We start from the raw sequence: 21217 nt of genomic DNA, 5'->3' as shown, positions 1-21217 counted from the left end.
TATGCGTCTCCGTACCGCTGGCCGGGGTAGCGGTGCCGGAACGGTCGTTACCCAATACCACCGGCCCGGAAGCCCCGCAGCAGGTACTTCTGCAGGAAGAAGACGAACACGAACGCCGGGAGGATGATGAGGGCGCTCGCGGCCATCACCTGTCCCCAGTAGACGTGCTGCTGCTGGGTGAACGAGTAGACCCCGATGGTCAGCGGCCACTTGCTCTCGCTGATCATCAGCACCTTTGGCATCGTGAAGCTGTTCCACGAGACGGCGTACGAGAAGACCGCCACGGCGATCATCCCCGGCTTGGCCATCGGTAGCGCGACGTCGTAGAACGCCTGGAACCGAGTCGCGCCGGCGGTGATCGCAGACTCCTCGAGCGAGACCGGGACCGTCTGGAAGAACTTCCACATCAGCCACAGCGAGAAGGGAAGCGAGATGGCCGTTTCTGCCAAGATGAGGCCGACGTAGGTGTCGATGACGCCGAGTCGCTGCCAGAAGATGAACATCGGAATTGCCAGCAGAATCGGCGGGAACATGTAGCCGAAGAGGATGGTCCGGGCGAACGTCTTCTTCAGCGGGATGTCGAGTCGGGTGAGCCCGTACCCACCGAGCGTTGACGTCACCGTCGTCAGAAGCACGACGCCCAGCGCGACGATGATGCTGTTCGCGTAGAAGGTGAGGAACATCGAGTCGGTGAGGATCGTCTGGAAGTGCGTGAGCGTCACCGACTCCGGCAGGAGTGGCACGGGCCGGGTGAACATCTGGCTCTGCGGACGGAACGCCGTGCTAAACATCCAGAACAGCGGGAAGATGATGACGGCGAGGCCACCGAACAGCGAGATGTAGAACGCGACCTTCTTGACGCGCCGCCGCTGGTCGAACGAGAGCTGTCGCCACAGCGGAACGTTCCCCCGGTAGTCGACTTCCTGGGTGCCGTGCCCCGTGTCGGTACTCATTCGACACGCACCTCCTCTTCGGGTTCGAGGACGGTGAAGTATAGGAACGCGCCAATGACGAGTATCAGGAAGAGCAGCGCCGACGTCGCCGCCGCCCTGCCGAGGCGGGTGCTATTGAACGCCACTTCGTAAGCGTAGATGGGCGCCGTTGACGTGACTTCCTTCGGTCCGCCGCGAGTCAGCACCCAGATGATATCGAACTTGTTGAACATCCAGATGCCACGCAACAGCAGCACGATAAATATCACGCCCTTCAGGTTCGGGAGCGTGATATCTCGGAACTTATGGTACGCGTTCGCCCCGGACACGGTCGCGGCCTCGTAGAACCCCTCCGGGATGCTCTGCAACCGGGCGAGTACCATAATGGTCACGAAGAGGGTGAACTTCCAGCTGCTGGTGAGAATCACGGCCGGCAGGGCCCACGTCGTTGACCCGTACCACGGAACCGCACTATCGAGCGCGCCGATGCGAACGAGCAGGTCGCTGATGATGCCGTACTGGGAGTTCCCCATCCACAGCGCGATGAATCCGAGCACGGCGGTCGGGATGAGGTACGGCAGCATCGCGACCGCGCGCGCGAAGTTCGCGAACTTGAACGACCGGTTGACGATCAGCGCCAGCGCCGTGCCGGCGATGAGCTGGAGCACGACCGACCCGCCGGCGAACAGCAGCGACCGCCACAGCGATATCCAGAAGCCGCCGTCGGTGAGCACGGCCTGATAGTTCTCGATGCCGCTCCAGGTCCAGTCCGGCGAGTAGATCGAGGTGGAGTGGAAGCTGGCGTTGATCGCCCACGCGATGGGGAGCAGATTGACGAACACGAACAGCGCCATCACCGGAACCACCGTGATGCCGATCAACACCCACTTCCGCGACAAGAACTCGAACACCGCGTCCTGCGCGGCGTGATACCGCTGGCCGAGAGTTCGCGCGCCGATCTGCTTGTCAGCCAGACTCATAATCAACCTTGCTGCGCTTGGTCCACCACGTTCTGGATCTGTGGTGCGTACTCGTCGACGATCGCCGCCGGGTCGCGTTGGTTAATCGTCGCGTCGTACATGATGTCCGAGAGGATGTTGGACCCGTAGATGGCCCCTGAGTACGGGTTCGGCGGGTCGGTCTCGTCGGCGAGCGTCGTGTAGTTTTCCGTCGCGTTCTTCATCGTCTGGATGTCATGGTCGGTCCAGACGTCCGGGAGTTCGTTGAGCTGCTGCTGGACCGCCGGCAGTTCGAAGATACCGGGGAACGGCGGAATGATGTGAATCGGCGTGATCGCCATGATCTGCGTGAAGTACTTCGGCTGCGCGAAGAACTCCATGTACGTCTGGGCCGCCTCGACGTCGGCATCCTGGAACGTGATTAGACCGTCAGTGAGACCACACGTTAGCGCACCCTCCGTCCCGGGGCCGGGCTGTTGAACTGCCGCGACGTCGCCGGCGAAGGGTCTGTCTTGGACAACGCACTGGTTCTTCGGCCGCGACCCCACCCACCAGGCGTGCGCGGAGTTCTCGTTGGCCAGCACCGTCGAACCCTCACAGCCGATGTCCTCGTTGCCTCCGGAGAAGGACTTCAAGTCCTGCAGGTACGACAACGTCTGAATCCACCTGTCGCGATTCGAGCCCTCGGCCATGATGACGTTGATGTCGCCGTCGTTGTTCTCCGCCACATTCGCTCCCGCCGAGTACGCGAAGCTCATCAGTTGGAGTTCGGTACAGAAGCTGGTCCCACCCAGAAGCGCCGTCCCGTTCAGGTCGGTGTTCTCCTGGACGTTCTGGGCTCCCTGAAGCAGGCTCTCCCAGGTGGTGGGCGCCTCGTCGTAGAGGTCGGTCCGGTACCAGAACATCCCGATGTTGCTCCCGAACGGCATCATGTATTCGTCACCCTGGTACTGCATCCGCTGGCGCGGCTCGCCGTACCGATCGGTCGCCGCCTGGAACGCCTCGTTGACCGGAGCCGCGATGCCGCGGACCGCAAATAGCGCCGACTGGGACACCGACGACAGCAGGACCTCCGGCGGGTCACCCGATTGGAGCAACTGGGCGAGACGCTCCTCGGCGCTCCCGCCGGTGGCCTGGTACTCCATGCGGACGGTGGCGCCGGTGGCCGCCTGGAAGTCGCTGCCGACGTTCGAGAAGAAGTTGCGGAACGCGTCGCTGGTCTCGTCCACCAGGAAGTGGACCTCCTGCCCACTCAAATCCGGCCAGTCGCCCTCGACCGTCGTGGTCGTTTCCTGTCCGACGGAGGCGCCACCCCCGGTACAGCCGGCGATACTTCCGAGGCCTGTCACGCTCAGACCCTTCAAGACGTTCCGGCGATTCACCTGATCACTCGTACCCCTCTTGTCATTTGTCATCGTACCACAAGATATGTAATCATCTGTTATAACATATACCTTGCCCGGAGCATCTCAGCCAGATATATAAAATGCAATCAAACTTCCTCCTCGGTGTAGATTGAGAACCGAGTGAGTTAAGATATCGCCGCGAGGCGGAGATAATGGGTAAGTGGATGATTCCAATGCCGCGACCAGTTCAATGGATCGCGAGCGACGCGGTTCGGCGAGCCCCTGTTGGTCGCCTCTGAAGACGGTAGCAAGATTATTATCAAACGCTAGTGTCTAGTATCGCCATGTACGAAGTCGGGCTAATCGGGACCGGAGCACTAGGATCGAAAGTAGCTGGACACCTCGTGGACGGACTGGTGCCCGGGGCACGGCTGTCGAGCGTGTACAACCGAACGCCGAAGCGGGCCCGGGCTGTCGTCTCGTCGCTGGACTCGGAGGCCGACGTCAACATCGCGTCCGACCCAGTTGAGGTCGCCGAACAGGTCGACGTCGTAGTCGAGACGGCAAGTCAGGCAGTCGTCGCGGAGTCGGCCGTCGATATCCTGTCCACAGGCGCGGACCTCGTCGCGCTGAGTGTGGGGGCGTTTCGCGACCCGGACCTCCTGGACGCGGTTCGGACAGCGGCCGACAAAAACGATTCGCGGGTCCGCGTCCCGTCGGGCGCTATCGCGTGCCTGGACGGCGTCGGCGCAATCAGGCACGGAACCGTGGACGGGGTTTCGTTGCGCTGTTACCGGCCTCCGGAGTACCTCGAACCGTACGTCGACGACGCTGTGGACGTAACCGAATTGCCGGACGGGGAGCCGATATTCTCGGGGACGGCGGCGGAAGCCGCCGCGACGTTCCCCGCGCACATGAACGTGGCCATTGCCCTCACGCTGACGGTCGATGTCAGGCCCGAGGATGTCACCGTTGAGATCTTCGTCAAGCGGACGGCCCCCCGAAGCCGCTACGTCGTGTCCGCGACTGGGGAGGCGGGAGCCGTCGAGACGGAGGTTCGGAACTTCGCGACGGATGCGAAACCCGAACAGAGCGCGCTGACGGTGTTCTCCGCCGTCGAAACACTGCGCAGGCTCACGGACCCCGTCGTCGTCGGAACGTAAGTGGGAGAAACACCTGTATTGTAAAAACAAATATATTTTCCCGAGCGACCACTCGTACTCTATTCTAGCACGGCCGCGAGCGTCTCGGCGTCGATATTACGCCCCGAAATGGGTAGCACGACCGTCTTCCCCCGAAGTTCGTCCCCGAGTTGCAGCGCCCCTGCGACGCTGGCGACGCCGGCGCCTTCCGCTAAGATGTGTTCCTCCTCGAGCAGCAGTCGAATTGTCTGGCGGAGTGCCTCGTCAGAGACGAGGACGATGTCGGTGAGGTCCTCCCTGAGCACCTGCATGGTAAGCGCGAATGGGACCCGTGTCGCCAACCCCTCGGCGAACGTCGATACGGACTCCTTGGACTTGAGGTGCCCGCCCTTCCAAGCCTCGTAGACGGCGCTCGCGTCCTCGGACTGCACCCCGATGACGTCCGCGTCGCAGAGTTTTCCGACCGTGAGACAGTACCCGGTGGCGCTGCTCCCAGACCCGATGGGATTGACGAGCACGTCCACGTCGGAGCGGTCCTCGACGACTTCGAGGCCCGCCGTCGCGATACCCGCGAGGAGATTGCGGTCGTTCCCGGGCGAGACGAGACGGTAGCCCTCGTCGACGGCCCGGGATTCGACCCACTCTCTAGCCTCGTCGAAGTCGGTCCCGCGCTGTTCGACCCTCGCCCCGAGGCGCTCCATCGCCGCGACTTTCGACGGATTTGCCCCCTCGGGGACGCCGATGACGACGGGGACGTCGAACTCGCGGCCCCCGTACGCGACACCTTGACCGAGGTTGCCAGTGCTAGCGACTATCAGTCCCTGCTCGCGGAACCGCTCGTCGAGGTCATGGCCGAGGGCGATTCCGCCACGAACCTTGAACGTCCCCGTCGGCAGCGTGTCTTCGCGCTTGAGGTAGACGTCCGCATCCAACCGTTCCGAGAGGATGTCGCTCCGGACGAGCGGACTGCGGGGGAGGTGTGACTGCATCAGCGCCCGCATCCGGTAAATCTGGGACAGCGTGGGCGGTGTCAGGTCGTGGTAGGGGAAGACAGTCGTAGAATCCGGGGATTCAATCGGTTTGAACGTCCGGTCAGACATGGGCACGACCCTCGCCGGAGGTGCGTCTGTTCGGTGGCCCCCAAAAGTCGTGACCCTGTCCATCGACCGTCGCCGGTGGTGACCTTCGTCGAGGGTTCATCGTCTTCATGAGTGGTCACTCGATGCGCGCTTGTTCGTTCGCCAGGTCTTCGATTACGGTGATGATGCCGGAGTTGTCTAGGTCGCCATTCCCGTTGGCCTCCATCGACTTGTACATCTCATGGGCGAGTTCGGTCGCCGGCATCACCGCGCCGTAGGCCTCGCCGGCGTCCGTGGCGATTCGAAGGTCCTTGTACTGGTATGAAGCGAAGAACCCAGGGTCGAAGTCGCCCCGAATCATGCTCGGTGCCCGGTTGTCGAGCGCCCAGCATCCGGCCGCGCCGCCACTTATGGCGTCGACGACCGCCTCCAGGTCGGCGCCGGCCTTCTCGGCGAACACCAGCGCTTCGCTGATGCCCTGCATCGTGGTCGAGACTACAATTTGGTTGCAGGCCTTCGTCACCTGCCCCGCGCCATTGTCGCCGCAGTAGGTGATCGTCGACCCCATGACCGCCAACAGGTCCCGCTGGGCGTCCAGCGCAGCCTCGTTGCCCCCGACCATGATCGAGAGTGTCCCGTCGATGGCGCCTTCCTCGCCGCCGCTGATGGGAGCGTCGAGCATTTTTGCGCCGGCGGACCGAATCTGTTCGGATAGCCTCTCAGTGGCGGTCGGCGAAATCGTGGACATGTCTATCACCGTCTCACCGCCGCTCAGTCCCTCGATGACGCCGTTCTCCCCTGTGAGCACTTCTTCGATCGCGTCGGTGTCTGGAAGCACTGTGACGACGACGTCCGAGCGCTCGGCGACCTCCTGCGGGTGCTCGGCCCGCTCGGCGCCCGCGGCCGCGAGTTCTTCGACGGGGCCGTCCGAACGGTTGTGGCCGACCACTGGATAGCCGGCCGCCAGGACGTTTTTCGCCATCGGTTTTCCCATAATACCGAGTCCGACGAATCCGACAGTCTTGTCGGGCATACTCCCTGTCCCGTTCTGCGTATGGTTATACTTATGGGTGGTCAACTATCCGTCGGTCAGGGCCCCTAGATTTCCAGTTGAGGGAGATGGTCCGACGCGCCCAACGCAGACTGGTAACGAGGGAAACCTTTGAGTGGTCGCCCCTCGATTCAAAAGACGACAATTAGGTCCGAACCGAGCCCCAGAACCATGGATCCGTACGAGAACCTTCTTGACAAGAACCCCTACGACGACGGAAATAAACGAGCCGTCACCGGCGAGATCGTCGTCGTCCTCGACGTGATGTACGACGACCGCGGCCTTGAGTTCATTACCCCGATGTCGCGGGCGCTTCCCCGGGGAGAGATTCACGAACTCATCCTGACCGACGAACCGAATCCCCGCGAACACATGGGGGTAGACCGCGGCGCGGTCGTCGGGTTCGTCGAGATAGCGCAGGGCGGTGTCACCGCCGTAGGCGACGAAGTGAGCGTCGGGGAGCGGTCACTCGGGACACTGGTCGGGTTTGACGAGACGCACATGCCGAACCACCAGAACATCGTGCTCAGTACCGACGACTGCCGGAGCGGCGCTGACCTCGACATCGAACTGGGGACACAGATTCGTTTCGAATGATTGAGACACCGAACCGCGAGAAGAGGCTATTCGGTGACGCCCAGACCTCAAGCGTCCACTGCAACGACCGCTCAGCTACTGATTCGCATGAATGATAACGACCGCGCCATCATCGGGTTTACGACGATTTCCCACGCCCTGGTCCACACCTACGAGCTCTCGATACCAATACTGATGACCATCTGGCTGGTGGAGTTTCCGGTCACACCGGCGACGTTGGGGACGGTCGTGGCGGTGGGCTACGCGCTGATGGGCATCGGTGCCCTCCCGAGCGGCATCCTCGCAGACGCCTACGGTTCGAGGCCCGTGATTGCAGCCTGCCTCGCGGGGATGGGCGGCTCGTTCCTAATACTCGGGCTCGCACCGAATCTCGTCGGGGTGGCCGTCGCGCTCTCGCTGTGGGGTGTGGCGGCGAGCATCTACCACCCCGCCGGACTGGCGCTGTTGAGCAAGGGGGTCACCGTGCGCGGGCGAGCGTTCGGCTATCACGGCATGGGCGGGAACGTCGGGATCGCGCTCGGCCCCCTGGCCACCGCGCTGCTGCTGTTGGCGTTTGACTGGCAAATCGTCACGACGGTGTTGGCCATTCCGGCGCTCGTAACAGCCGTCTACGGCCTCCGGCGCGACTTCGACGAGACCGCTGCCGTGACCGCCGATAGCGACGTCGGCACTACCGCCAGCGACGGTGGTACCGAGAATCTGCCGTCGACCGACGGGGGCGAGGACGGGACCAGAGAGGAATCCTCTCTGAGCGCGTCGTCGCTTCGTTCGGACGCGAGGCGACTCTTCACGGTCGCGTTCGGATTGGTGTTCCTGGTCGTGATGTTCAATGGCCTCTACTACCGGGGCATCATCACGTTCCTCCCGGAACTGCTCGGCGACTTCTTGCGCGAGAGCGGCTTCTCGCTCTCGCTGTTCGGCGGCGAGACCGGACCGAGGTCCGAACTTGACCTCGGTCGGTACCTCTATTCCGGACTCCTCACGGTCGGCATCTTTGGCCAGTACGTCGGCGGACACCTAATCGACCGGCTCCCGCTACGGTGGACCTTCGCCGCCTTACTCGGACTACTGTCGGCGATAGCGGTCGCGTTCGTCCCGGCAGCCTCGCTCGGACTCGGCCCACTCCTACTCGCCTCGGCGGTCCTCGGCTTCACCTTGTTCGCGGTGCAGCCGGTCTCCCAGGCGATAGTCGCGGCGTACTCTCCGTCCGACGTTCGGGGCCTGTCGTACGGGTTCACCTACTTGGCCGTATTCGGAATCGGTGCGCTGGGCGCGTCGCTCTCCGGAATCGCCCTGACCTATGGAACGGCCACCACCACGTTCCTCGTCCAGGCAGGCATCGCTGCCATGGGGGCGGTCGTCTGCCTCGTGTTGATACGTACCCAGAAGGAGCCAGCGGACGCCGCCGACTAAATCGCCGGGCCGGCAGTTCGGGGACGAACGCTGAGTTTGCGGTCGGCCGGCAGTCACGTCCCTACTACCACCGGCCCGGAGAGACGGCGGAGCGTCTCGACTATCGAGAGCACGTTGATGTGGCTCGTTTCCGGATTCGATTCCGTCCTGAAATTCAGAACCTCCGCGTCGACGGTGCCACCGGCCCCGCGGGCACGGACCACGTATCGGGCCCGCGGCGCGGTCGACTCGACTTCGATGCGGACGGTAACGTCCTCGGGGTCGACGCCGGCGGTGAGCGCGACGGTGACTGCCACGTTCATGTGCGCGGGGAACGCCCCGGCGGCCTCTGCGGCCGTCCCCGCGAATATGACGTCGCCGTCCTCTAGATCATCGAGGTCAACCGAGTCGTCCACATATGGGCCGTAGTAGTGAGCTGGCCGGTAGCAGAGCAGGGCGACCTCGTCGAGGTGATAGTTCCCAATGGCTCCGAGTCCGTCGAGGCCGGCGATCGACCCCGACGGCACGCGGACCCGGGCGTCGTTCTCGGCGGCGACCGCCTCGACGTCCGCCAGAAGTTGTGCGTCTCTGAACGCCCCGACGCTCAGCGCGACGAGGTCCGTGCCCGCGGCCAGGATGTCGACTGCATACTCCTCGATGACCGCCTGGTTCGCCGTCTCGACCACGACGTCCGTGCGTTCGGCCACTTCAATCGGGTCGGACGCCACGTGTATCTCGTGGGCCGTTTCCAGAGAATCGACGAGGTCGGAGGCCCGCTGCCGGGTTCGGTTGTGCACGCTCGCGATTCGTGCGTCGGGAACCATTCCGTCGGTCACTGCGCTGGCGACGCGTGAACCGATGGCTCCCGTCCCGATGAGACCGATTTCGAGCATACTTAAGGGACACCGCCGCTTCTAATAAGTGTACTTCCGACTACTCGCAGTATCTGTCGACCGACCCGCCGTTCTCGTCGGATCGATAGCCAGCCGATAACACTCTATACTTTTAAATAATAGAAATGTTCGTCGAGCACGCTTACGTCCTCGTTCGGTCGGATGCGGTGGTGGCCGAGAGTATTTATACTGTTGTGTGGTATCATTACTCATGGTATCGTGTCCGAACTGCGAGGAGGCCATCACGTCCGAGAACGTCCGGGTCATGGGAAACCTCTGGGACGGGACGACGGTGTGGCTGTGTCGCGACTGCGACGACGTCGTGCTGAAGTGACGAGGGGAGACTAGCGATTCCGAGTCAGCGAACCAGCTCGACCAGCTCGTTCACGTCGCGCACGTTCTCGAAATCGGAGACGACGTCAACGATCTCGTCGCGTTGCTCCCCGGTCGTCGTCGACTCCGTGATTCGGCGGAACTTGGCTTTAATGTCGGATTCGGTGAACGGCTTCTCCGGGGTCCCCGCCGCGTACTCGACGCGCTCGGAGAACGTGCCTAAATCCGTTTCGAGCGTCACGACTGACGTGTATCGCTCGGGGAAACAGTCGTCCAGCTGTTCGTCCCGAACCAGCGAAACTCGGTCCATCAGCGCCCTCACCGCCGGGTCCGACCGGCGATCGTCGACGATGTCGTCTATCATCACCTCCCGTTCGAGCGTCGCGACGGCCAAGAGGTACTGTAGGGAGTGGGAGTTGAGGTCGGCGTCGTCGATGAGTTCGGCGCCGGTCGCCGGAAATCGCACCTCTATCTCGGCGACGTCCTCGGCGCAGAGGTCGTGTTCCTCCAGGAGGCCGAGCAGCGCGTCCAGTGCGGGGTGAGAGAACGCGACTGAGGAGTATCGCTTGAACGCGTGCTCCGTGATCGCGTACGTCTCGCCCAGTTCCCGGTCCAACCGGTCGACCGCCTCCCGACCGTTCGAGAAGGCTCGGAACACGTTGTACTCACCGCCGAACGGGTCGACCGGCGAGCCGAAGTTAGCCGCGGCGAGCTCGGCCGCGGTGACGCCGTTCCGCGCGGCCATCCCGGGATTGAACGGCCGCAGGCTCTCGGTGGGGTCTTCCTTCCACGCGAGCAGCCCCGACGCCTGGGTCTGAGCCAACCCCAGCGCAATCGCGAGCTGCTCTGAGTCGAGGTCCAACAGTTTCCCCGCGGCCACCGCCGCCCCGAACCCGCCCGACACCGGCGTCGGGTGGAACCCCTGGTCGTACAGCGCCCCCGGATTCAGCGCGAGGCTCACCCGGCAGGCGACTTCGATGCCGAGGATAACCGACGCGAGCAGTTCAGTGCCGGTCGCCCGCTCGCGCTCGCCGACCGCCAGTGCCGCCGGGACCATGATTGCGGGCGTGTGAGTTATCGCCTCTGGATGGTGGGCGTCCAGGTCGCAGAAGTACCCCAGCGTTCCGTTCGTGAGTGCCGCGTTCTCGCACGATGCCGTGCGCTCGTAGCCGATAATCGACGATTCGGATCGACCGTCGCCGTCGCCGGCGAAGTCGGCGACGATGCGACCAGGGTCGTACGTCGGGTCGGACGCCGCCAGCAGTGATCCGACAGTATCGAGGAGGACGAGCTTCGAGCGGTCGACCACCTCGTCCGGGATGTCGTCCAACGTCGTGTTCGCGGCGAAATCGACGATCGCCCTCGCTTTGCCGGAGAGAAGCCGGTCTTTTGCCATTGATATCGTGACCCTCCTTGGTAGGGTGCCACATACAACCAGCTCGCAGTACATAAGGATTGGTCACCACTTTTCCCCGATTACCTTGTGACAATCGCCGTCCGAGGGGGACTCCAACTCCAGCGGCGGATGTCGGGTCGCTCGAAGGCGAGTATCGGCCGGGAAACGGCGGCCCCTCGGCGCTATCAGAACGGTCAACGCGCCAGCAAGGAGTCTTGTTTCGTGGAGTATATCCTTCGTGCGAGAAGAGCGTCGAAGGCCAGCGGGGTCACTCGTTCGCCGGGGGATCGGGGATCTCCAGATCGAGCAGGGGTGCGTACTGCTGGGCCCCGTAGATGTCGGAGTCGCCGATCCCGCCGGAGTGGATCGGCCGTTTGATCGTGGCCTTGATCGCCTTGGCGGGGTCGTAGTAGACGAAGACGGTCACCTCGTCGAGTGGGATATCGTACGTCTCCGTGATCGTCTCCTCGGTTATCAGTTCGTTGTCTGTGACGTAGTGATAGTCGTCCCACTCCTCGAAGATCAGGTCGATGGTGATCTCGTAGGGATTGGCGTTCTTCGAACGGAGCACTGACACGTAGTCTGTGATGGTCCCCATCGGTCACACCTCCCGAGATGCCGCCTCGCCGGTCGGCCGTCGCGTCTCGATCTCGACAATCTCCAGCGGATCGACCGGAAGCAAGTGATGAACCGTCAAGTCGACGAATTCGCCCGCGGGCATCGTCGTCGGGGAGAAGGCGTACGCCATCGATCCCGACCGCGGGAAGTCGCCCTCGCCGCGGTAGTGCATCATCCGCGACTGGAGTCGGCCACAGATCTCGCGCGCGTGTTCCTGCGTGTCGCTGATCACTTCGAGGAACAGCCCGAGTTCGTGGCCCTCCGCGTAGTTCTTCGGCTCCAGATCGCCCATACTGCCGTTCTTCCCGTAGACGTGGAACACCGGCTCGAATTGGATACCCCGATTGCGCTCAAACTTCTCCCGGATGATCTCGGTCACGTTCTCGAGGATGGCGTCGATCTGCTCGATCATAACGGGATCCCGGATGCCCATCATCGAGAACGCTCGATAGCCGACGGTGCCAGCCCCCTCGAGTTTGACGGCGTACTCGTCCTCTTCCCTGAACGTACTGTCGGTGACTCGCACCGAGTCCTCGTCGACGCGCTCGTACGTCGAGTCGGTCGTATCCACGACGCCACCGGGGAGGGACTCGTGGTACGGGTCTCTGCTCTCGTAGAGGCTGTGAGAAGCAACGGACAGTTCCGTACACATCAGCCTGTCGTCGGCCGGGGTGACGGTGAACGACTCTTCGTCCACGTGAGCGACGAGCGGCGACGTCGGTTGGGTCTCGTCGTGTAACGAGTCTCTGGCGCCGGGCTTTGTCTTGGTTGCGAGATCTGCACACTCCAGGATCGACCCCATGTGAAGCGACAGCCCCTTCGGGTACCCCTCGGCGATGGGATACGCACCGATGACAGCGCTATCGCAGGACCGGCCCGCGACGACAAGATCCGGGTCGTCTTCGAGCGCAGTGACGTACGGCTCGAAGCCCATCTGGTGAACGATATGATCGCTGGCCTCGATATCCTCCGTCGTCAGCGGCTCGTCGTGATTTAGCGGCTCGATCTCCTCGTCGGTCGCTCGCTCCCGGACGTAGGCTTCGTCCACTTCGGACTCGATGACCGTGAGGTTGACATCAAGGTCGTGTTCGGCGAGTATCTCCTCGATGATGTCGAGCGTCCATTGGACATGGGGACCGGCCCCGCTCCCGCCCGCTGATCCGATGAGGACCGGGATGTCTCGACGGACTGATGGCGGGATGATGATGTCCAGATCCCGTTTGACCTGTACGCGGCCGGCGAACGGCGTCCCAGCACCGAGATAGTACGGCCCGTAGTCGATCGACCCTGCGTCGATCGCGACCACGTCCGGATTGTAGTCTAGTGCGTCGTCGAATGCGTCCTGATTGACGCCTCTGGAGCCGAGGCTAACGACCGGTGATACGACTGTGACAGCATTTGACATGCCACGAGGGACTAAGCCAACCCTCAATATATAGTTACCGACGGCGGTGCCGGGACGCCACGGGTCCAGAGCGGACTGCACCGTGGAAAGGGCGGACCAAGACCCGTCGGGCCGCAGGGCGTCGTCAAGAGCGCACAGTCGTCCCGACTACGGCTATCCGGCGGCCCGGGGAAAGGTATAAGAAGCGGTATCGCGTCTCCGCTTCACGGACAGACAGGTTCGACGGGGAAGCAGTGCAGAGCCAGTGACGTGCGTCCGTCACGGTCGGTTCGCCGACCGATTCCTGACCGAACGGGGTGACCGGAGCATGAACATCAAATCAATCGACGCGCGAGCGATCAGGGTACCGCTCGACGAGTCCTATCACGAGTCCGAAGCGGGGATCGATTCGTTCAATCACGTCATCGCCACGGTGTCCGCGGAGGGGTACACGGGAGTCGGAGAGGCCGACTTCCTGAGTCTGGCGCAGAACTCGGCACCGGCCGTCGCGTCGATGATGAATCGAACGGTCGCCGACGAACTCGTCGGGATGGATGCGTTCGATATCGAGGGGATCGTCGACCGGATCGTCGACGAGACCGAACTGGTACTGAGTCCGGAGTCGACCGCCGGCGCGATGTCCTGTGTAGACCTCGCGCTGTGGGACCTCCAAGGAAAGGCCCTCGACCTCCCCGCGTACAAGCTGCTCGGCGGAAAGGTCACCGACGCGGTTGAGGTGAGCTACACGCTGAGTGCGTCCACGCCCGACGAGATGGCGGACTCCGCCAACGAGATGATTGACTACGGGTACCGGACGCTCGTCGTGAAGGCCGGGCGGGACGGACTCGACGTGGATCGAGAGCGGATGAGACAGGTCAGAAACACCGTCGGCGACGACATCGAGATCCGAGTCGACGTGAATGGCGGATACGCGGACGCGGAGGAGGCCATTGCCGCCATCGAGATGTTCGAGGAGTACGATGTCGAGTACGTGGAACAGCCGATAGAGCGGGGCGACGTGGACGGGATGAGAAAGATCCGCGAGTCGGTCGACGTGCCCGTCGTCGCGGACGAGAGCCTCGTCACGCTCGAAGACGCCTACAGACTCGCCGAGAGCGACTCCTTCGATATCTTCAACATCAAACCCACGAAATGCGGTGGCCTCCACAGATCGTGCAAGATCGCCGCGGTCGCGGAGAGTGCCGGAATTCCCTGTCTAGTCGGCGGCCATCCACAGCAGGAGATCGCGAGACAGGCGAGTCGACACTTCGCCGCGTCGCGGTCCGCGGTCAACTGTGGGTTCGCGAACGAGGGGCCGGGACCGGCGTCACAGAGCCTCGTCGGGCACGTTACAGAGAACGTCGTCACGTACGACGACGTCGCTGAACTGGATGGGCACGTCGGCGTGCCGGACGACCCCGGTCTGGGTGTCGAACTCGATTCGTCTGCGATGGACCAATTCACAGTCACCTCGTAGGTCGACCATCCCGTCTCGTTTCGCGGAATCGCGCTCTCGGTCTCGATTCCCCGCAGAGTGCTCTTTCCCCGCGGAATGCGCTCTTCGCAGGTGAGGCGTTCCACGAGCGGACGCTCCGCGACGCGGCCGACCCGTCTGGTGGGTGGACAACTCGCCGCGCGATTGCGGACGCCAGCCTCTGCGACCATCGGCTCACACTCCATTCGTCCTCGACAGGTCGACTCGCCGTCGCGACCCGAGGTTCGGCCGGGTGTCCGTCGCCGTCCGTCGTCGCAGTCCCTATTCTGGCCGATACTTTTATCGACAAGAACGATACACTCACTACCATGCCGAACGGCGCAGAAGTACTTGTAGCTACACTTGCGGCTCACAACGTCGAGTACGTGTTCGGGGTCTGCGGTGACACAAGCGTCGACCTCTACAGGGCTTTCTCCGAACAGGAGGAGCTGACCCACGTACTTGCCAGAGACGAGCGAAGTGCCGCCTACATGGCCGATGCTTACGCCCGCCTAAGCGACAAGCCGGGAATCTGTGAGGGGCCGAGTGGCGGGGGCGCGACCTACCAGCTCGCAGGGGTTTCCGAAGCGAACGAGTCCAGCGTGCCGGTGGTGTCGATGAACACGTCCATTCCGATACGGTACCGAGACCGGGGCGTGCTCACTGAACTCGACCAGAAAGCGCTGTACGACACCGTGACGAAGTGGAACACGTCGGTCGACCACGCCGAGCAGGTGCCGCGGTTGCTCCGGCAGGCGTTCCGCGAGACGACGACGGGACGGCCGGGTGCGACCCACCTCTCGTTCCCGATGAACGTCCTGAACGACGAGACTGACGCCGAGGTCTACGCCGACGAAAACGCGGCCGAGTACCCGCCTTATCGACCCACGCCAGAGCAGGACCGCCTCAAGGCGGCCGCGTCGCTCCTCGCAGAGAGTGAGCGACCCGTCGTCGTCGCGGGCGGCGGCATCCACGCCTCCCGGGCTTGGCACGAGGTCCGGGCGTTCGCCGAACAGGTCGGCCTGCCGGTGGGCCAGACGCTGACCAGCGCCGGATGTATCGGCGACAGTCCCTACTCGATCGGCGTCGTCGGGGAGAACGGATCCCGAAGGTACGCGAACGAGATCGTCAGGGAGGCGGACACCCTCCTATTGCTGGGGACGGCCGTCGAGAGCGTCTGGACGAACAAGTGGTCACAGCCGTCCGACGGAGCGGCGACCGTCATCCACGCCGACATCGAGCCGGCGTCGATCGGGAAGAACTACGACACGGAAGTCGCGCTTCCCGGAGATCTCAGAAAGACGGTCGAAGCACTCGGCGATCTCGTCGGGGACATCGGCCCGATGTGGGACCCGGCGGATTTGCAGGCCCGCCACGACCAGTGGATCAGGGAGTTCGAGGACGCATTCGACGCTGACGACGTGCCGCTTCGGCCGGAGCGAGTCGTCGCGGACGCGGCGTCAGTACTGGAGGAGGATGCGGTGCTGGTGTCGGATCCGGGCACGCCGACACCGTATTTCGCGTCGCTGTACCCCTTCTCTGAGCCCGGTCGCCACTGGGTCGTCAACCGTGCCCACGGCGAGCTCGGGTACGCCATCCCCGGTGCAGTGGGTGCTGCCTGCGCGTGTCCCGACCAACAGGTCGTCGCACTCTCGGGTGACGGGAGCTTCGGCATCGCCGGAACGGAGCTCGAAACCTACAGTCGACTGGACTTGCCGATCACGGTCGTGGTGTTCAACAACAACGCGTTCTCATGGATCGAAGCCGGTCAGCAGAACTACTCGGGGTTCTCGTTCGGGGTGGAGTTCAGTTCGCTCGACCACGCCGCAATCGCCGAGGAATACGGCGTGGCCGGGTTCCGCGTCGAGAGTGCCGAAGAGTTCGAGGACGCCTTCCAGGCGGCTATCGAGGTCGACGGACCCTCGCTGGTCGACGTTCCGACCCAACCGTTACCCTCCATCGATAACGTCCCCGTGGACTGGCTCGAACCCGAGGCGTAGCCTTCTCTCGGAGCGGCGAGTCACCCGTACGCGACCACTTCCGTCGGGGTCCTCGAACCCAGCGGGGAGCGAGGCTCGAAGACGAGACCGACGACCGTGGTCGAGGGTGGCGTGGTTGGAACCGAGCCCTCTGCCACAGATCGTCGCCGTCGGAGTCGTCGATTGGACGGCCGGCGACGTTGGCCACGCTATTCGGGGGATGTTGGCGGAGGCTACGAAGACACGTCGTGAGGTGACGGAAGAGCGTTCCGTCGGCAAGGCGGTCGGCACCCTCAGATGGCGGCCCTGTTAGGCCATCAGTTCGGGCTCGATCCGGTCGTCGCTGTCGAAGCGGTCAAGGGTGAGAGAGTTCAGGTCGAACACGTCAGTTTCCCCCTTGACGATGAGATCCGAAATAGCGACTCCCACGCTCGGAGCTTGCATGATGCCGTGGCCGGACAGTCCGCAGGCGAGTAGGAACCCATCTACGGACGTAGGACCGAGTATCGCGTGCCCGTCGTCGGTGTGAGACTGCAGGCCGGCCCAGTCGTTTATCACTTCGAGGTCGCCGAGTGCCGGTGCGAGCCCTTCGAGCTTCTCGAAGGCCTGCAGGTAGTAGTTGTACCCGATGTCGGCGGCGGCACCTTCGGGGTCGGTCACGTCGTGGATGTCTTGACCCATATCACATACCAGCAGCGAGCCCGTCTCCTCCATCTCGAAGTAGAACTGGTTCTCCCGGTCGATAACCAGTGGACAGCGGTCGTATCCGATCTCGTCCGTAACCATGATCTGTCGTATCAGCCATTCGATTGGGATGTCGATACCGACCATCTGCCCGATAGCGGGCGCCCAGGCACCGGCGGCGTTGACCACGTAGTTCACCTCGTACCTGTGCTCGTCCGTTTCGACGGCCGCTACTCGTCCGTCGCGAGTTACCACGTCTCGGACTCGCGCCTTGGTCTCGACGGTCGCTCCCCGCTCCATAGAAGCAGTGGCCATCGACTGGGCAACCGTGTACGGGTCAACGTGACCGCAGTCGGGAGCCCACAGCGAGCCACGAATCGATCCGGCGTCCAGGGCTGGGAACACCTCGACGGTTTCTTCGGGCGTCAGTAACGTCGCCCGAGTGTCGTACTCGCCGTAGAGCTCGGCGTACTCTTCCCACTCGCGTTCGCTCGCCGGAGAGTGAAAGACGTACATGTAGCCGTTCTCTCTGAACACCAGTTCCTGACCGACGTTGGCCTCGAAGTTCTTGTAGAAGTCAAGGTTCTGCAGCCCCATTTCCACGTTCAGCGGATGACTGAAAGTGTATCGGACGCCACCGACCGCGCGGCTCGTCGACCCAGAACCTATCTGGTCACGTTCAAGAAGCACGACGTCGGATACGTCGTGTCGCTTCGTGAGGTGAAAGAGGATGCTCGTTCCGACGGCGCCACCGCCAACGATAGCTACCTCCGCCGATTTCGTCGCCATATCACTCATAACTGAATTGCAATCAATAAGTGTATGGGCTTTTGACCTCACTGGAACATATATTATGGATTCCATATCCTCTATTGAAGACAGCCACAGTAATTGTTGATTCTACGCTGTTTGATTCGTCGTCTGCAACGCGGATTGCGAGTCACCGTGTTGGACGACGGTGACGGAGTGACTCACGAAATTCACGTGGAATTCAAACACCACCCCAGTAAATTCAGAAATACAGTTCCGACACACTCCTCCCCGTTTGTTTGATACATTTCCAGTCTATGTTATTTGTTAGCAAATACCTTGTTTACAGCACTATGCCTGTAACACCAGTAGTGGAAAGGAAATCGCAAATAAACGTTGGACGGAGCGAGTAACGAGAACTGTTGGTCTGTGTCACGACTGCGCTGGATTCCGCTTAGAGTTCGTCTATCACGTCGAGAGTGCTGAATTCGAGCCACTCACGGAAAGTAAGCCAGCTTTCTGTCCGGACGAAATTCTGAGCTCTCTACGAAGCCGTAGAGGCCTCACTGCGGCGATTCACCATCGGTGGGGAATGATACGATTCGACCACTTTTTCGCGTCGAGAACTTCGGTCACGTCCACGATACTCTCTTATGTAGCATGCCCACGATAGAATCGATAGTATGGGTACGAGACGTGTAGGCCGCGATAACCTAGTTCCGCCGACACCTTTATTGGAGCGATGAAGGTATGTTAGAGTATGTCTATAACAATTGTAGGGACCGGCGGGACGATCGCTTCGACGGCTGTCGGCGAAGCCGACGCCGACCCGGACCGCTCCCCCGAGGAGATCGTTGCTGATACGCCGGAGCTCACGGCAACCGTCGACCTCGACTTCCGTGACTTCGCTCGCATCCCGGGCACTCACGTCAGGATCGAACAGATGTTCGAACTCGCAGAGCTCGTCGGAACTCTCGATTCCGACGATGCGACCGACGGGATCGTCGTCACCCACGGCACGGACACGCTGGCCGAAACCGCCTACTTCGTCGACCTGTGCTACGACGGCGAGACGCCCGTCACATTCACCGGCGCGATGCGGAAGCCGCCGTCTCGAAGTCCGGACGGTCCCCAAAACCTGCACGACAGCATCCAAGTGGTTCGGAGCGAGCGCGCGTCGGCTGTCGGGGTCACGGTGACGTTCGATCAGTATGCGCACCTCGCTCGGGACGTGCGGAAGATGCACACAGGCCACGTCGGTGGCTTTCGCTCTCCCGAGTTCGGGCCGCTCGCGGCGATCGACGGTGACACCGTCGTCTGGCGGCGAGTCCCGTCCGCCGAGGATCGCACCTTTAGGCCGGACCGGGAAGCGCTGACCACCGAGGTTCTCGCAGTGACCGCGACAGCCGACATGTCCGATACCCTGCTTCATGCCGGTCTCGAAAGTGACGGGGTGTGTTTGTCGACGATGGGCGGCGGAGAACTGGTCCCGGAGACTATCGGTCCCGCGCTCGAAGCACTCGGTGAGGCGGGCGTTCCGGTCGTCGCCACGACTCGCTGTCCGGAGGGTCGTCTCGATGTCGAACGGTCCATGCTCACTGACTTCGATGTCCTGTTCAGCGACGTTAACGGATTGCACAAGACGCGGCTCAAGACCATCGTCGCACTGGCCGCGAACCGCCTCGACGAGGCGTTCGAGCGATGACTCGAACGCGCGACCGCAGTCGCTCCGCTCGACGCCGAGCACCGACGAACCGAGACGCGGTCGACAGGCGCGCTCGCTGGAAACACCGCGACGAAAGATTCGAGGTAACATACCGACGGGTATAACGTAGCAGTAATAGGTCTCACGTATCATGGTAACTCAATAATAGGTCGTCATGTAACATGGGAGGATTCTTCGAGCGACTGAGGGTGGTTTCCAGACCGCGCATGGTCGGGTCGGTCACGATCGGCCACGGGATCAACGAGTTCTTCTCGGTCGTTATCCCACCTGTAATCCCACTACTGGTTGCGGACTTCGACATCACCTACAGTCAGGCGGGCTTTCTGCTCACGATCTTCTTCGTCATGTACGGACTCTTTCAACTCCCGCTTGGAATCGTCGCCGACTGGGTCGGCAAGAAACGCATCATGCTCGTGGGACTCGCGGGGATGTCCGGCGGTATCCTGATAGCGGGGACGGCCGCCAGCTACGAGGTCCTGCTGGTCGCTCAGACGATCGCCGGCATCAGTGGGAGTAGCTTTCATCCAACGGGAATGTCGATCGTGAGCGATGTCGAGACGCAAGCGACCGAAGGGAAGGCGATGGGCGTGTTCGGGTTCGGCGGCGCGCTGGGGACGCTCGCGGCACCGCTGATCGTCGGCGGCCTCGGAGCGATCGTGGGGTGGCGCGTGGCGCTCGTCGGGGCCGCCGCTGTCGGAATCGCCATGACGGTGCTCGTGGTGGTCGTGATTGCCGGGACTGACGACGAGACCACCGAACCGGTTCGGGCCGGGTGGGACCCGTTCCTGTCAAGCAGTGAGCGACGCCGACTAGTGCGCAACGCAATCACCGTCCCGGTCTCCCGCGAGATCGTCGTGCTCTCCCTGCTGACGATGACGCTGTCGCTCCAGCACCGTGCGGTGCAGACGTTCACGACTGCGTACGTCACCACGGAAATCGAAACGACGGTCTCGGTCGGGAACTTCGCGTTCCTGACGTTGCTACTGGGCGGCAGTCTCTCATCGCTCTGGGCGGGTAGCCTCGCAGATCGGTTCAGTCGAGCACTGCTCAGTTTCGGCGTCGCCGTCGTCACCGGCATCTTCATCGGAGCGACCCGGTTTCTACGGGTTCCCTTGGGGCTGTTCCCGGGCGAACTTTCGATTCCCCTCGTGGCCGTCTGGTTCGGGATTATCGGGTCTGTGATGTACGCGAACTACCCGGTCAAGAACGCCATGATCTCCGAGCGGGCGGAGACGAACTACAGCGGGAGTCTATTCGGCATCATCCAGACGGTTTCGGCAGTGGGAAGCGCGGGTGGGCCGGCACTGTTTGGGGTGCTCGCGGACCAGTGGGGAGTCGTGAGTGCGTTTCCGGCGATAGCCGGCGTGAGTGCAGTGGTCGCGATGCTCTCGCTGGTCCTGATGGTACTCGACTGACGCACGGGCCGTCGGCAGGCGTGTCTGTACCGTCACTCCGGCACCGAGCGGCGGACTCGGTACGCCC

Annotated in this window: 18 protein-coding genes; 8 read left to right on the top strand and 10 right to left on the bottom strand. The window is 62.7% G+C overall.

Features of this window, described 5'->3' with window-relative positions; all coding sequences use genetic code 11:
* Nucleotides 1-47: 47 nt before the first annotated feature.
* Genes E2484_RS14590 through E2484_RS14580 form a run of 3 tightly spaced genes read right to left on the bottom strand, consistent with a single transcriptional unit; the run spans nucleotide 48 to nucleotide 3306 of the window.
* The gene (locus E2484_RS14590) at nucleotides 48-953 is read right to left on the bottom strand and encodes a carbohydrate ABC transporter permease (protein WP_137285368.1); all 906 of its coding nucleotides are present in this window, start codon (nucleotides 951-953) and stop codon (nucleotides 48-50) included.
* Nucleotides 950-1912: a carbohydrate ABC transporter permease gene (locus tag E2484_RS14585; protein WP_137285367.1), complete on the bottom strand. Its 963-nt coding sequence runs from the start codon at nucleotides 1910-1912 to the stop codon at nucleotides 950-952. The genes E2484_RS14590 and E2484_RS14585 overlap by 4 nt, the downstream gene beginning before the upstream one ends.
* A gap of 2 nt (nucleotides 1913-1914) precedes the next feature.
* Nucleotides 1915-3306, bottom strand: coding sequence for an ABC transporter substrate-binding protein (locus tag E2484_RS14580; protein ID WP_137285366.1), 1392 nt, complete (start codon nucleotides 3304-3306; stop codon nucleotides 1915-1917).
* Between the two features lie 260 nt (nucleotides 3307-3566).
* On the opposite strand from E2484_RS14580, the gene E2484_RS14575 reads away from it, so the two are divergent.
* Entirely contained in the window at nucleotides 3567-4400 is an 834-nt protein-coding gene (locus tag E2484_RS14575; protein WP_321112642.1) for an aspartate dehydrogenase domain-containing protein, read from the top strand.
* Between the two features lie 59 nt (nucleotides 4401-4459).
* Here E2484_RS14575 and E2484_RS14570 read toward each other — a convergent pair whose 3' ends face one another.
* Together E2484_RS14570 and E2484_RS14565 are read right to left on the bottom strand one after the other, a co-directional pair.
* Nucleotides 4460-5479: a threonine ammonia-lyase gene (locus E2484_RS14570; protein WP_137285916.1), complete on the bottom strand. Its 1020-nt coding sequence runs from the start codon at nucleotides 5477-5479 to the stop codon at nucleotides 4460-4462.
* 115 nt (nucleotides 5480-5594) lie between these two features.
* A complete protein-coding gene (locus tag E2484_RS14565; protein ID WP_321112641.1) occupies nucleotides 5595-6536 on the bottom strand; it encodes an NAD(P)-dependent oxidoreductase in 942 nt (313 codons plus the stop codon).
* Between the two features lie 144 nt (nucleotides 6537-6680).
* Between E2484_RS14565 and E2484_RS14560 the strand changes: the two genes are divergently transcribed.
* Nucleotides 6681-7106 carry a DUF6917 domain-containing protein gene (locus E2484_RS14560; protein WP_137285914.1) on the top strand — a complete coding sequence of 142 codons (426 nt, stop codon included), beginning with the start codon at nucleotides 6681-6683 and terminating at the stop codon, nucleotides 7104-7106.
* Between the two features lie 87 nt (nucleotides 7107-7193).
* A complete protein-coding gene (locus tag E2484_RS14555; protein ID WP_137285913.1) occupies nucleotides 7194-8519 on the top strand; it encodes an MFS transporter in 1326 nt (441 codons plus the stop codon).
* 53 nt (nucleotides 8520-8572) lie between these two features.
* Here the strand turns inward: E2484_RS14555 and E2484_RS14550 are convergent, their stop codons facing one another.
* A complete protein-coding gene (locus tag E2484_RS14550) occupies nucleotides 8573-9391 on the bottom strand; it encodes an aspartate dehydrogenase domain-containing protein (RefSeq protein WP_137285912.1) in 819 nt (272 codons plus the stop codon).
* A gap of 211 nt (nucleotides 9392-9602) precedes the next feature.
* On the opposite strand from E2484_RS14550, the gene E2484_RS25680 reads away from it, so the two are divergent.
* Nucleotides 9603-9725 (top strand): hypothetical protein, encoded by a 123-nt coding sequence (locus E2484_RS25680; RefSeq protein ID WP_321112640.1) that lies wholly within the window; start codon nucleotides 9603-9605, stop codon nucleotides 9723-9725.
* Between the two features lie 24 nt (nucleotides 9726-9749).
* On the opposite strand, the gene E2484_RS14545 is transcribed toward E2484_RS25680, so the two are convergent.
* The 3 genes from E2484_RS14545 to E2484_RS14535 form a co-directional block, all read right to left on the bottom strand.
* Nucleotides 9750-11120 (bottom strand): MmgE/PrpD family protein, encoded by a 1371-nt coding sequence (locus tag E2484_RS14545; RefSeq protein WP_170977366.1) that lies wholly within the window; start codon nucleotides 11118-11120, stop codon nucleotides 9750-9752.
* Between the two features lie 268 nt (nucleotides 11121-11388).
* Nucleotides 11389-11718, bottom strand: a complete 330-nt coding sequence (locus E2484_RS14540) for a DUF4387 domain-containing protein (RefSeq protein WP_137285910.1) — start codon at nucleotides 11716-11718, stop codon at nucleotides 11389-11391.
* Nucleotides 11719-11721: 3 nt separating this feature from the next.
* Complete coding sequence (locus E2484_RS14535) at nucleotides 11722-13143, bottom strand: acyclic terpene utilization AtuA family protein (RefSeq protein WP_137285909.1); 1422 nt, start codon at nucleotides 13141-13143, stop codon at nucleotides 11722-11724.
* A gap of 307 nt (nucleotides 13144-13450) precedes the next feature.
* Between E2484_RS14535 and E2484_RS14530 the strand changes: the two genes are divergently transcribed.
* Both E2484_RS14530 and E2484_RS14525 read left to right on the top strand, forming a co-directional pair.
* Nucleotides 13451-14599, top strand: coding sequence for a mandelate racemase/muconate lactonizing enzyme family protein (locus E2484_RS14530; RefSeq protein ID WP_137285908.1), 1149 nt, complete (start codon nucleotides 13451-13453; stop codon nucleotides 14597-14599).
* Between the two features lie 326 nt (nucleotides 14600-14925).
* Nucleotides 14926-16596, top strand: a complete 1671-nt coding sequence (locus E2484_RS14525) for a thiamine pyrophosphate-binding protein (protein WP_137285907.1) — start codon at nucleotides 14926-14928, stop codon at nucleotides 16594-16596.
* Between the two features lie 288 nt (nucleotides 16597-16884).
* Here the strand turns inward: E2484_RS14525 and E2484_RS14520 are convergent, their stop codons facing one another.
* Nucleotides 16885-18123: an NAD(P)/FAD-dependent oxidoreductase gene (locus E2484_RS14520; protein ID WP_137285906.1), complete on the bottom strand. Its 1239-nt coding sequence runs from the start codon at nucleotides 18121-18123 to the stop codon at nucleotides 16885-16887.
* Between the two features lie 646 nt (nucleotides 18124-18769).
* On the opposite strand from E2484_RS14520, the gene E2484_RS14515 reads away from it, so the two are divergent.
* Nucleotides 18770-19714: an asparaginase gene (locus tag E2484_RS14515; RefSeq protein ID WP_137285905.1), complete on the top strand. Its 945-nt coding sequence runs from the start codon at nucleotides 18770-18772 to the stop codon at nucleotides 19712-19714.
* 182 nt (nucleotides 19715-19896) lie between these two features.
* Nucleotides 19897-21150: an MFS transporter gene (locus tag E2484_RS14510; protein ID WP_137285904.1), complete on the top strand. Its 1254-nt coding sequence runs from the start codon at nucleotides 19897-19899 to the stop codon at nucleotides 21148-21150.
* The last annotated feature ends 67 nt before the right edge of the window (nucleotides 21151-21217 follow it).

The sequence above is a fragment of the Halorussus salinisoli genome, from assembly GCA_005239435.1.
Classification (GTDB): domain Archaea; phylum Halobacteriota; class Halobacteria; order Halobacteriales; family Haladaptataceae; genus Halorussus; species Halorussus salinisoli.
The sequence above is the reverse complement of the archived record's forward strand: the minus strand, read 5'-3'. Positions and strand labels throughout refer to the sequence as shown.

Excerpts from the sequence above, each read along its gene's own strand:
- E2484_RS14590 (WP_137285368.1), bottom strand. The coding sequence starts at position 953 with ATGAGTACCGACACGGGGCACGGCACCCAGGAAGTCGACTACCGGGGG.
- E2484_RS14585 (WP_137285367.1), bottom strand. The coding sequence starts at position 1,912 with ATGAGTCTGGCTGACAAGCAGATCGGCGCGCGAACTCTCGGCCAGCGG.
- E2484_RS14580 (WP_137285366.1), bottom strand. The coding sequence starts at position 3,306 with ATGACAAATGACAAGAGGGGTACGAGTGATCAGGTGAATCGCCGGAAC.
- E2484_RS14570 (WP_137285916.1), bottom strand. The coding sequence starts at position 5,479 with ATGTCTGACCGGACGTTCAAACCGATTGAATCCCCGGATTCTACGACT.
- E2484_RS14560 (WP_137285914.1), top strand. The coding sequence starts at position 6,681 with ATGGATCCGTACGAGAACCTTCTTGACAAGAACCCCTACGACGACGGA.
- E2484_RS14555 (WP_137285913.1), top strand. The coding sequence starts at position 7,194 with ATGAATGATAACGACCGCGCCATCATCGGGTTTACGACGATTTCCCAC.
- E2484_RS14550 (WP_137285912.1), bottom strand. The coding sequence starts at position 9,391 with ATGCTCGAAATCGGTCTCATCGGGACGGGAGCCATCGGTTCACGCGTC.
- E2484_RS25680 (WP_321112640.1), top strand. The coding sequence starts at position 9,603 with ATGGTATCGTGTCCGAACTGCGAGGAGGCCATCACGTCCGAGAACGTC.
- E2484_RS14545 (WP_170977366.1), bottom strand. The coding sequence starts at position 11,120 with ATGGCAAAAGACCGGCTTCTCTCCGGCAAAGCGAGGGCGATCGTCGAT.
- E2484_RS14540 (WP_137285910.1), bottom strand. The coding sequence starts at position 11,718 with ATGGGGACCATCACAGACTACGTGTCAGTGCTCCGTTCGAAGAACGCC.
- E2484_RS14535 (WP_137285909.1), bottom strand. The coding sequence starts at position 13,143 with ATGTCAAATGCTGTCACAGTCGTATCACCGGTCGTTAGCCTCGGCTCC.
- E2484_RS14530 (WP_137285908.1), top strand. The coding sequence starts at position 13,451 with ATGAACATCAAATCAATCGACGCGCGAGCGATCAGGGTACCGCTCGAC.
- E2484_RS14525 (WP_137285907.1), top strand. The coding sequence starts at position 14,926 with ATGCCGAACGGCGCAGAAGTACTTGTAGCTACACTTGCGGCTCACAAC.
- E2484_RS14520 (WP_137285906.1), bottom strand. The coding sequence starts at position 18,123 with ATGGAATCCATAATATATGTTCCAGTGAGGTCAAAAGCCCATACACTT.
- E2484_RS14515 (WP_137285905.1), top strand. The coding sequence starts at position 18,770 with ATGTCTATAACAATTGTAGGGACCGGCGGGACGATCGCTTCGACGGCT.
- E2484_RS14510 (WP_137285904.1), top strand. The coding sequence starts at position 19,897 with ATGGGAGGATTCTTCGAGCGACTGAGGGTGGTTTCCAGACCGCGCATG.